This window comes from Pseudochrobactrum albidum (assembly GCF_051851455.1).
GTDB lineage: Bacteria > Pseudomonadota > Alphaproteobacteria > Rhizobiales > Rhizobiaceae > Pseudochrobactrum.
In genome coordinates this window covers 39,398-51,150 of the sequence record NZ_JBPVTR010000021.1, presented here as the reverse complement: position 1 = coordinate 51,150, position 11,753 = coordinate 39,398, and the positions used below count along the sequence as shown (strand labels likewise).

Annotated in this window: 9 protein-coding genes; 7 read left to right on the top strand and 2 right to left on the bottom strand. The window is 48.7% G+C overall.

What is annotated here, in order from left to right:
* The first annotated feature begins 33 nt into the window (after window positions 1-33).
* The 7 genes from ACSTTO_RS06045 (at window position 34) to alaS (ending at window position 9,384) form a co-directional block, all read left to right on the top strand.
* A complete protein-coding gene (locus ACSTTO_RS06045) occupies window positions 34-951 on the top strand; it encodes a carbohydrate ABC transporter permease (RefSeq protein ID WP_439272242.1) in 918 nt (305 codons plus the stop codon).
* A 10-nt stretch (window positions 952-961) separates the two neighbouring features.
* The gene (locus tag ACSTTO_RS06040; RefSeq protein ID WP_439272241.1) at window positions 962-1,801 is read left to right on the top strand and encodes a carbohydrate ABC transporter permease; all 840 of its coding nucleotides are present in this window, start codon (window positions 962-964) and stop codon (window positions 1,799-1,801) included.
* Window positions 1,798-2,865 carry a Gfo/Idh/MocA family protein gene (locus ACSTTO_RS06035; protein ID WP_439272240.1) on the top strand — a complete coding sequence of 356 codons (1,068 nt, stop codon included), beginning with the start codon at window positions 1,798-1,800 and terminating at the stop codon, window positions 2,863-2,865. The genes ACSTTO_RS06040 and ACSTTO_RS06035 overlap by 4 nt, the downstream gene beginning before the upstream one ends.
* 50 nt (window positions 2,866-2,915) lie before the next feature.
* The gene (locus ACSTTO_RS06030; RefSeq protein WP_439272239.1) at window positions 2,916-3,917 is read left to right on the top strand and encodes an ABC transporter ATP-binding protein; all 1,002 of its coding nucleotides are present in this window, start codon (window positions 2,916-2,918) and stop codon (window positions 3,915-3,917) included.
* 200 nt (window positions 3,918-4,117) lie between these two features.
* The gene (locus ACSTTO_RS06025) at window positions 4,118-4,783 is read left to right on the top strand and encodes a YiaD family glycine zipper/OmpA-like lipoprotein (protein WP_439272238.1); all 666 of its coding nucleotides are present in this window, start codon (window positions 4,118-4,120) and stop codon (window positions 4,781-4,783) included.
* Between the two features lie 403 nt (window positions 4,784-5,186).
* Window positions 5,187-6,272, top strand: coding sequence for a recombinase RecA (gene recA, locus ACSTTO_RS06020; protein ID WP_439272237.1), 1,086 nt, complete (start codon window positions 5,187-5,189; stop codon window positions 6,270-6,272).
* A gap of 451 nt (window positions 6,273-6,723) precedes the next feature.
* Window positions 6,724-9,384, top strand: coding sequence for an alanine--tRNA ligase (gene alaS / locus ACSTTO_RS06015; protein ID WP_439272236.1), 2,661 nt, complete (start codon window positions 6,724-6,726; stop codon window positions 9,382-9,384).
* Between the two features lie 865 nt (window positions 9,385-10,249).
* Here the strand turns inward: alaS and ACSTTO_RS06010 are convergent.
* Entirely contained in the window at window positions 10,250-10,729 is a 480-nt protein-coding gene (locus ACSTTO_RS06010; RefSeq protein ID WP_439272235.1) for an NUDIX hydrolase, read from the bottom strand.
* 220 nt (window positions 10,730-10,949) lie between these two features.
* A complete protein-coding gene (gene gpt, locus ACSTTO_RS06005) occupies window positions 10,950-11,447 on the bottom strand; it encodes a xanthine phosphoribosyltransferase (RefSeq protein WP_439272234.1) in 498 nt (165 codons plus the stop codon).
* Window positions 11,448-11,753 lie beyond the last annotated feature (306 nt).

Genomic DNA, 11,753 nt, shown 5'->3' with positions numbered 1-11,753 from the left:
GACGGAAGACGAAGTGCAGATATGGCGCGAAATTTGACAAGAAAACCGCCGTTCCGCTGGCATATTGCGGTATTTCTGGCACCGGCAGTGCTGGTATATACGGCAATTATGATTTTGCCGCTTTTCGGAACCATGCAATTGTCGCTGTTCCGGGTTGAAAATCAGCAGAGTATTTTTGTCGGGCTTGATAATTTTCGCACATTGCTTGGTGATGATCGCTGGGCGGCCAGTTTCTGGAATGCGCTGGGCAATAATACCTGGTTTTTTATCATTCATATGCTGGTACAAAACCCGGTTGGTATATTACTGGCGGCTATTCTCAGCCATCCGCGTTTGCGCTTTGCGGCCTTGTATCGTTCAGCAATCTTTATCCCGACAATTCTGTCCTTTGTGATTGTGGGCTTTGTCTGGAAGTTGATTCTCTCGCCTTTATGGGGCGTTGCACCCAATTTGCTTGATCTGGTGGGGTTAAAAAGCCTGTTTTCTCCGTGGCTGGGGCAAAAGGAATATGCCCTGACAACGCTGGGGCTGATTTCAGTGTGGCAGTTTATCGGTATTCCGATGATGCTGATTTATGCTGCTTTGTTGTCTATTCCGGATGAGATTATTGAAGCTGCCGAATGTGACGGCATTACCGGCGCATCACAATTCTGGAGGATCAAACTGCCGCTGATCCTGCCTTCAATCGGCATTATTTCCATACTCACCTTTGTCGGCAATTTTAATGCGTTTGATCTGATTTATTCAGCACAGGGTGCACTGGCGGGGCCAAATTATTCCACCGACATTCTCGGCACCTTCATGTTCCGCACTTTCTTTGGCTTCCAGTTGCAGGTTGGCGATAAGAATATGGGCGCGGCCATTGCCTCCCTGATGTTCTTCATCATCCTGATCGGCGTTTGTGTCTATTTATTCGGTATTCAGCGGCGTTTGCGCCGTTACCAGTTCTGAGAGTGATGCCATGAGCCGTGCAACTTATTCACCGTTTCGCAGTATTGCCGTCCATGCGATTCTTATTCTCTACACACTGATTGCGCTGTTTCCGGTGGTGATCATCATCATCAATTCCTTTAAAACCAAGGCGGCGATTTTCCGTTCGCCTTTGGCGCTGCCCAATGCTGAAACCTTCAGCCTTATCGGCTATAAGACAGTGATGACGCAGGGGAATTTCTTTCTCTATTTTCAGAACAGCCTGATTGTAACAGTGGTTGCCATTGCGCTTGTGCTGATCTTCGGAGCCATGGCCGCCTTTGCCTTGTCGGAATATCGCTTTCGCGGCAATACATTGATGGGGCTTTATCTGGCATTGGGGATCATGATCCCGATCCGGCTTGGCACTGTTTCCATTCTGGAGCTGATGGTGGCGAGCGGGCTGGTTAATACGCTGACCTCGCTGATCCTCGTTTATACGGCACAGGGGCTGCCGCTGGCGATTTTTATCTTGTCAGAATTTATGGGGCAGGTTTCCAAAGATCTTAAAGATGCCGGCCGTATGGATGGCCTGAGCGAATATCGTATTTTTTTCCGCCTTGTTTTGCCGCTGGTGCGTCCGGCTATGGCAACGGTTGCGGTTTTCACCATGATACCGATCTGGAATGATTTGTGGTTTCCGCTGATCCTTGCGCCGTCTGAAGAAACCAAAACCGTCACATTGGGCGCACAAATGTTTATCGGGCAATATGTAACCAACTGGAATGCGGTTCTGGCGGCATTGTCGCTGGCAATTCTGCCGGTTCTGGTTCTCTACTTCATATTTTCCCGTCAGTTAATTCGCGGCATTACCGCAGGAGCAGTCAAATGAGTGAGAATGGGGTAAAAAAACTGCGCGTGATGGTAGCAGGGCTTGGCAATATGGGGCTTAGCCATGCGCTGGCCTATCATAAAAATCCGGGCTTTGAGATTGTCGGTCTTGTCAATCGTTCGCCGGTGGATTTGCCAGAGGAATTGCGCTCCTATCCGCTGATGCCATCTTATGAAGAGGCGCTTTTACAGCTTAAGCCTGATCTGGTCTGCGTGGCAACCTATTCAGACAGCCATGCTGATTATGCCATTATGGCGATGGAAACAGGCGCTGATGTCTTTGTTGAAAAGCCATTGGCCACAACCGTGGCGGATGCGGAACGCGTGGTGGCCAAAGCCAGAGAATTGGGGCGTCAGCTGGTTGTCGGTTATATTTTGCGCCATCACCCGTCCTGGCAAAGGCTGATTGAGGAAGCGCGCAATCTTGGCGGGCCTTATGTTTTTCGTATGAATTTGAACCAGCAATCCAGTGGCAATCACTGGCAAACCCATAAACAACTGATGAAAACCACAGCGCCGATAGTCGATTGCGGTGTGCATTATCTGGATGTGATGTGCCAGATTACCGATGCAAAGGCAGTTGAGGTGCGCGGTATGGGCGCGCGCCTTTCCGATGAAATTGCGGAAGATATGTATAATTACGGCCATTTGCAGGTGTTGTTTGATGACGGGTCTGTTGGCTGGTATGAGGCAGGCTGGGGGCCGATGATGTCGGAAACAGCCTTTTTTGTTAAAGATGTAATCTCACCAAAGGGTTGCGTTTCTATTGTTATGGAAGAGGGCGCAAGCTCTGCAGATATTAATACGCATACCAAAACATCAGTTATCCGGGTGCATCAGGCCGAGACTGATGCTGAAGGTAAATTTAAAAAACAGGATGAATTGCTCTCCATGCAGGGCGAGCCAGATCATCAGCAATTATGCGACCGTGAACAGGCCTTTATGCTGAAGGCGATTACAGAAAAGACGGATCTCACCCGCCATATGAATGATGCCGTTCAGTCTCTGCGTATTTGCCTTGCCGCAGATGAAAGCGTGCGCAGTGGTATGGCTGTGAAATTGTAATATTGCCTTTATGCGTGCATCTGAAAAATTATACTGACGGGAAAACGGCTTTGGGAACTCTGAAACTCAATAATATCCGTAAATCTTACGGGCAGGTTGATATTATCAAGGGTATTGATCTGGATGTGCGGGATGGTGAGCTTGTTGTTTTCGTCGGGCCGTCCGGATGCGGCAAATCCACATTGTTGCGCATTATTGCCGGGCTGGAAGATGCCAATTCCGGCGAGGTGCGAATTGATGATAAAATAGTCAATCAAACGCCGCCTGCCAAACGCGGCATTGCCATGGTGTTTCAGAGCTATGCGCTTTATCCTCATCTGACTGTGGAAGCCAATATGGGGCTGGGGCTTAAACAGGCCGGTAAGCCGGCGGCAGAAATTGCCGCACGGGTAAAACAGGCTTCAAATATGTTGTCACTAGAAAATTATCTGCAACGCCGTCCGGCAGAGCTTTCCGGCGGGCAGCGGCAGCGTGTGGCTATCGGACGGGCGCTGGTGCGCGAGCCGAAACTGTTTCTGTTTGATGAGCCGCTCTCCAATCTTGATGCTGCCTTGCGTGTGAATACACGGCTGGAAATTGCCAGACTGCATCGTCAGCTTGCCGCTACCATGATTTATGTGACCCATGATCAGGTGGAGGCGATGACATTGGCAGACCGGATTGTTGTGCTCAATGGCGGGCGCATAGAGCAGGTTGGTGCGCCGATGGATCTCTATAATGCGCCGGATAATGAATTTGTCGCCGGTTTTATCGGCTCGCCGAAAATGAATTTTATTGATGCATCTGCCTTGGGTGACGAACAGGCAAGGCGCATTGGTATCCGGCCGGAGCATATAATGCTGGATAGCAATTCAGGGCAATGGAAGGGTTCTGTTGTCCATGTGGAGCAATTGGGGGCTGATACCAATATCTATCTGGATACGGAGGCGGCGGGATTGCTGACAGTGCGCAGTTTTGGCCAGTATCATATTGCGCCGGGCAGCGAGATTTACGCCTCACCGGACAGCGCTAAAATTCACCGCTTTGATGGGGAAGGGCGGGCAATCCGTTAAATCAGATACGGGGTATTGCGCTCAGATAACGGGCAAAAAAATATTCGGAACGGTTCCGGTGCTGCTGTTTTAACCGGAACCATTTCACGTAAAAATGCTATTGATTGATATCAATTTGACCTTCGGCTTAAAATTTATCACCATGATGCCGCATTTGCCGTTATCCTGCGGCACATCTTGAGAATCAGGAAGCTTGAATTATGTTGAAAAAGATTGCTATTGCCGCAACGGCAGCTTCATTTCTGGCCGGTTGTACGACAACAGACCCTTATACCGGTGAGCAGAAAATCTCTAATACTGCCAGCGGCGCCGGTATCGGTGCGGCCGTGGGGGCACTTGGTGGCCTGATGGTTGGCGGTTCAAGCACTGCGCAGCGCAATGCTGTGCTGATTGGCGCCGGCCTTGGCGCGCTTGGCGGCGGTGCAATCGGCAATTATATGGATCGTCAGGAAAGTGAGCTGCGTGCACAATTGCAGGGCACCGGCGTTTCCGTTACCCGTCAGGGCGATCGTATTATCCTGAATATGCCTTCCAGCATCACTTTCAACACCGATCAGGATACGGTGATGCCGCAATTCTATCCAACGCTTAACTCTGTGGCGGTTGTGCTGCGTAAATTTGATAAAACACTGGTTGATATTAAAGGCCATACGGATTCCACCGGTTCGGCTTCTTATAACCAGCAGCTTTCGCAGCGCCGCGCATTGTCTGTTGGTAATTATCTGAGCGGGCAGGGGATTGATGGCCGCCGCTTTGCAATTATGGGCTTTGGTTCAAGCCAGCCGGTTGCCTCCAATGCCACACCGGCAGGCCGTGCGCAAAACCGCCGCGTGGAAATCGAAATTTCTCCGCTTAAAGGCGTATAATCTGCTGTTTCATAATATAACGAAAACCGCTCTGCCTGCCGGAGCGGTTTTTTATTGTCCGGAGAGTACTGGTAAGCGAAAAGCGTGAAATGGTTTTATATATTTGTGATGTGTAAGAACCAAACAGGCAGTTCATTACTTTTGTGAAAATGAAATTGCCTGACTGTTATGACTGATATGCTATCGAATCATTTTTTGCCAAAATTCGTTCCCGACATGTTTCATATAGTGATTTGTTTTTTAGGTTTTAGTTTTTTATAAATTAGAACAACGGAAGAACAAACTTTGAAAATCATTTTAAAACAAATAGTTATCCCTCTTGCGGATTGAGAACAAATAGGATACATATTTATGAGAAAGTTTCATTCTGCGGACTTCAAGTGACACAAAGGGATGGTGTAAAATGTCTCAGAATTCATTGCGGCTTGTTGAGGATAAATCAGTGGACAAAACAAAAGCTCTGGACGCAGCACTGTCTCAGATTGAGCGTTCATTCGGTAAGGGCTCGATCATGCGCCTTGGCCAGAATGACAAGGTGGTGGAAATTGAAACAGTTCCGACCGGTTCACTGTCTCTGGATATTGCGCTTGGCGTTGGCGGCCTGCCCAAAGGGCGCATTGTTGAGATTTACGGCCCTGAAAGCTCGGGTAAAACAACCATGGCGCTGCACACAATTGCAGAGGCACAGAAAAAGGGCGGTATTTGCGCTTTTGTGGATGCGGAACATGCGTTGGATCCGGTCTATGCCCGCAAACTGGGCGTTGATCTGGAAAATCTGCTGATTTCACAGCCTGATACCGGTGAGCAGGCGCTTGAAATTACCGATACTCTGGTGCGCTCCGGCGCGATTGATGTGCTGGTTGTTGACTCGGTTGCAGCTCTCACACCGCGCGCAGAAATTGAAGGTGAGATGGGCGATTCCCTGCCGGGGCTGCAGGCGCGCCTGATGAGCCAGGCACTGCGCAAACTGACCGCGTCAATTTCCCGCTCCAATTGTATGGTTATTTTCATTAATCAGATCCGCATGAAAATCGGCGTTATGTTTGGTTCACCTGAAACAACAACCGGTGGTAATGCGCTTAAATTTTATGCATCCGTGCGTCTGGATATTCGCCGTACAGGCGCCATCAAGGAGCGTGACGAGGTGGTTGGCAACCAGACCCGTGTCAAGGTTGTCAAGAACAAGCTGGCTCCGCCATTCAAGCAGGTTGAATTCGATATTATGTATGGCGCGGGTGTTTCCAAAACCGGGGAATTGATCGATCTTGGCGTTAAAGCCGGTATTGTGGAAAAATCAGGCTCATGGTTCTCGTATAATTCGCAGCGCCTCGGGCAGGGGCGTGATAATGCCAAAAATTTCCTGAAGGAAAATCCTGAAATAGCCAATGAAATTGAGCTGACCTTGCGTCAGAATGCCGGCCTTATTGCAGAGCAGTTGCTGGATGATGGCGGCCGCGATGATGATTTGCCGGATGCGGCAGAGGCATAGGCACAGGCTTTGAATATTTGAATTGGTACGCCATATGAGCGGGCTGATATTGCGCGGAAACCGAACGGGATGATGGCAAATTGAAAGCCCGCCTCATGTGGTGAGGCCACTGTGTGATAGCTTCAGGCAGATTGAGTTTAGATATTTGTGCCTGTTTATAGCATGAGCTTTTTTAGTAAGCTTTCTGGCGCCTGCATACCAGCTATTACAATCTGTATCATAACAGGCTTTATAACAAATGCCTGTCCATTGCTTGCGGATATCTGGACAGCGCCGGTTCATCTGTTTAAAAGCGAGGCAATTATAAAAACGAATGTCGCTTCATATTTTCCGGTTCTGTCCTTGCAGATATGAACGCAGTTATATGCGGCATGTTTTTGTAGTTTCGTCTTGAATAATATGACAGCTGCCTTTACGGCAGGGCTAATCGGGCAAACCCCAAAGGTGAACAATGAGCGGCGTTAACGAGATCAGGTCAACATTCCTCGATTATTTTCGGAAACATGGCCATGAGGCGGTGGCATCGAGCCCCCTTGTACCGCGCAATGACCCGACTTTGATGTTCACCAATGCCGGTATGGTGCAATTTAAAAACGTATTTACCGGCCTTGAAACCCGCCCTTATACCCGCGCTGCCACGGCGCAGAAATGTGTGCGTGCAGGCGGTAAACACAATGATCTTGATAATGTCGGCTATACAGCACGCCATCATACTTTTTTTGAAATGCTGGGGAATTTTTCCTTCGGTGACTATTTCAAGGAAGAGGCGATCAGTCTGGCCTGGAACCTGATCACCAAAGAATTTGGCCTTAATAAAGATAAGCTTCTGGTCACTGTTTATCATACGGATGATGATGCTGCCAATTATTGGAAAAAGATCGCCGGCCTGTCTGATGACCGTATTATCCGCATAGCGACCAATGATAATTTCTGGGCTATGGGTGATACAGGTCCATGCGGCCCTTGCTCTGAGATTTTTTATGATCACGGTGATCATATCTGGGGTGGCCCTCCGGGATCGGCGGATGAGGATGGTGACCGTTTTATCGAGATCTGGAATCTCGTATTTATGCAATTTGAGCAGGTAACCAGTGAAGAGCGCATTGATTTGCCGCGTCCGTCGATTGATACGGGCATGGGGCTGGAGCGTATTGCTGCTGTCTTGCAGGGTGTTCACGATAATTATGATATTGATCTGTTCAGGGCGCTGATCCGTGCTTCGGAAGAGGCAACCGGTGTTAAGGCTGAGGGAGCACAGCGTGCCAGCCATCGCGTGATTGCTGATCATTTGCGCTCTGCCAGTTTTCTGATTGCCGATGGTGTTCTGCCATCCAATGAAGGTCGCGGTTATGTCCTGCGCCGCATAATGCGCCGTGCGATGCGTCATGTGCAGTTGCTTGGCGCGCGCGAGCCTTTGATGTATCGCTTGTTGCCGGCACTGGTTCGTGAAATGGGGCAGGCTTATCCGGAGCTGGTGCGTGCGGAAGCCCTGATTTCTGAAACGCTCAAACTGGAGGAGACCCGCTTCCGCAAAACCCTGGAACGCGGTCTTGGCCTTTTGAGTGAAGCCACTGAAAATATGCATGAAGGCCAGAGCCTTGATGGTGAGACAGCTTTCAAACTTTATGATACTTATGGTTTTCCGCTGGATCTGACACAGGATGCACTGCGCCAGCGCGGTATTGGTGTGGATACGGAAGGCTTTGCCAACGCCATGGAGCGTCAAAAGGCTGAAGCACGCGCCAGCTGGTCTGGTTCGGGCGATGCAGCTATGGAAACCATTTGGTTCTCGGTGCGCGATAAAGTCGGTGCTACTGAATTTCTCGGCTATGATACTGAGAAAGCTGAAGGTGTGGTGACGGCTCTTGTCCATGCCGGCAAACTTATCGACAAGGCTTCTCAGGGGGAAAATGTCAGTATCATTGTTAACCAGACTCCGTTTTATGCAGAATCCGGCGGCCAGCAAGGGGATACCGGTTTCATTTATGGTGATGGTTTTGTGATTGAGGTTACCGATACGGTGAAAAAGGCTGATGGCGTTTTTGTTCATCAGGCGGTTATCCGTGAGGGTAAGCTGCAGAACGATGATGCTGTTGAGCTGGTGGTTGATCATGAACGCCGCGCAAAGATGCGCTCCAATCACTCGGCAACACATTTGCTGCATGAAGCATTGCGCGAAACACTGGGCAGCCATGTTGCGCAGAAAGGTTCACTTGTTGCGCCTGAGCGGCTGCGGTTTGACTTTTCACATCCAAAACCGATCAGCGATGAAGAATTGCGCAAGGTTGAAAATATTGCCAATGAGATCATCCTGCAAAACGCACCGGTCACAACGCGCTTGATGGCGGTTGATGATGCGATTGAAGCCGGTGCGATGGCGCTGTTTGGTGAGAAATATGGTGATGAAGTTCGCGTGGTTTCCATGGGAACGGCAACACAGGGCGAAAAATCCGGTAAAACCTATTCGCTGGAATTGTGCGGTGGTACGCATGTTCGTCAGACCGGTGATATTGGTCTGGTGCGCATTGTGTCTGAAGGTGCTGTCGCTGCCGGCGTGCGCCGTCTGGAGGCGCTCACAGGTGAGGCAGCCCGCCTTTATCTTGAAGAACAGGATGAGCGCGTCAAGGCTATTGCATCAGCCCTTAAAACCACGCCATCTGAGGCGCTTGAGCGCGTGAACAGCCTGATTGATGAACGCCGCAAACTTGAAAAAGAGCTGGCTGAAGCCCGCAAGAAATTAGCATTAAGTGGCGGTTCCTCAAAAGCCGATCATGAAGTGAAGACCATTAATGGTGTTCAGTTCATGGGGCGCAGTGTTACCGGCGTTGCACCAAAAGACCTGAAGCCTTTGGCTGATGAAGGTAAAAAGGCGCTGGGCTCCGGTATTGTTGCTTTTATTGGGGTGAGTGATGATGGCAAAGCCAGCGCGGTTGTGGCGGTAACGGAAGATTTGACAGCGCGTTTCAGTGCTGTTGATCTGGTTCGTATTGCTTCTGTGGTGCTTGGCGGCAAGGGCGGTGGCGGCCGCGCAGATATGGCACAGGCCGGTGGCCCTGATGGTGCCAAGGCCGATGAGGCTCTGGCGGCATTGGCTAAAGCAATTGAAGGTTGATTGCTGACAGGATTGAAGCAATAGAAACCGCCGTTAATCGGCGGTTTTTTGTTAAATGCAATAGAAAGTGCAGGGGAAATACTGATTTGTAATATTTTTCCTGCCTTTTGAAAGCATAGGTCCGCGCCTTTGGACGTATTTTTTACAAGAAGGGGCAAAATTCAGGGGGATATAAAGGCTGATATAGATAGTGAGGCTGATATTGCCTGAACAATATGGTGCAGAATCTTGATAAATTGAGCAACGGGACGGGGACTAAAGCGCTGGCTGCATTCTTTGATAATAAGTTAAAATTCTGCTGCGGACTATCGTTCCCGCCTTGCAGATTAGGCTTTTTGGGTTGCGTAAGTTTCTGATCCGGCGATGAGCCCGCTGAAGTGGCGGATGTTTTTTACAAGCAGGTTTGTGTGCAAGCAGGTCTGTGTGATTGATCCGTATGTGATGAGCTTACAAATGTCCGAATATCACAGGCATGAAACTTCGCGGTGCAGAGTGGTGGTCTTTGGTTTCTCTATTCCCGATGATCGGAAAAGCCTGCCTGTAACAGCATTTGAAAGGACAATAAGACAAGCCTTTACCTGCTTTAAGTAGCCGCAGAGTAGAGCCTTTGCTGTCGGGTGGTGTGTTATTTTCCCGTGTTTGCAAAATAGCTGGCGCGGGCTTCAATCTCTCTGCTTATCAGCTCTTCTTCTGTTATAGCCAGAGCCTGAAAAAGCACTTCACGATGTTTATAGCAAACACAGGATTACCGTGTTGTGATTGATATCCGTTAATTGCGCCGGTTTGGTTGAATAAAGCGTGTTAAACTTATTTCAAATATCGGGAAAAATGCTGGCCGCAGATAATGCAGGCCAGCAGGTTTTCATCAATGTTTATAAATATAATCGGGCAGGTTACGCAGCAGTTTTTTCAGTTCAGCTTCATCCACGCGCTTGGCAGCTTCTTCCGGTGAAACCCATTCACTGACGCGCTGACCGCGTTCCGGCCAATTTTTGGCCATATGATCATATTCCACCGCATAAACATTAACGGTAAAACTTGGAATTGCTTCCGGCGGCAAATCATATTTAACATAATCATAGCGGCCGATAGGATCCGGATTGACCGTGCCGCGTATTCCAGCCTCTTCAAATGCTTCACGCAAGGCCATATCATGCAATGTTCTGCCGGCCTTTGGCCAGCCTTTAGGTGTAATCCAACGGCCGGTACCGCGGCTGGTAATCAGCAAAATTTCAGGTGAGGGGCCAGGATTGCGGTATACCAATGCCGCAACCTGCAGGAGGCGCCCTGCGGCAGTTAAAATACGTTTATCAGTCGCAATAATTCCGGTTCCCAGTATATTCACTTATATAGATGCCTTCTTTATAATTTTGTTGGCCGCATTTAAATAATCGGCATTTGTTCATGAAAATTTGATAATATGACTTTCTTTATATGGTAATATTAAGGTTTAATTTTGTTCTTTATATTCAATATTCTGATTTTATGCGCCAAAAGCAAGGCGCATAAATATATCATATTATTTTATCTTTATGACTGATTGTTTTATAAATATTCTACTTTAATCAGCCGCGATGAGATTTGGCAATCGGCTCCTGATAGGTGAAGCCCATATCCCACGGAAAATAAATCCATGTATCCTGTGACACTTCAGTTACGAATGTATCAACCAGCGGGCGCCCCTGTGGTTTGGCATAAACCGTTGCAAAATGCGCTTTCGGCATCATGTCACGCACGATTTTTGCGGTTTTTCCTGTATCGGTGAGATCATCAATCACCAGAATATTTTCACCGCCGTTTGCCAGCAATTCCTTGCTGATATTTTTGATGACCTGCAAATCACCCTGTTCACTGTAATCATGATAGGAAGCGATACAGACGGTTTCAATCATACGGATGCCGAGCTCACGGCAAACAATGGCCGCCGGCACAAGGCCGCCGCGGGTAATGGCCACAATAGCCTGCCATTCTTTTCCCTGATCGGAGATGCGCCAGGCAAGTGCGCGGGCATCGCGATGAAATTGGTCCCATGAAACAGGGAAAGCTTTATCAGGCAAGGACATCGAAATGCTCCGTAGCTGGAAACCTGTGCAGAATACGCGCTGTTTATACGGCGGATATTTCTGGTTTCAGGTTTCGTTTCAATCTTGGACAAAACGGACTGTTAAGGGCGGTTTTTTATTGTGAATCCGGTTGCCGCTGCCATAGACAGTATGGTTTTCCTTGATAAACGAAAAAACTGTTTTCTGGCAATAAATAAGTTTGCAGCGATAGCCATATAAATGATTAAAATGAAATTGCTTTCGTTATTTTTCATATATGTTTCGTTTTAAAGAGGTGCGCAAGCCCTCTCATTTTTGGTTTTTATA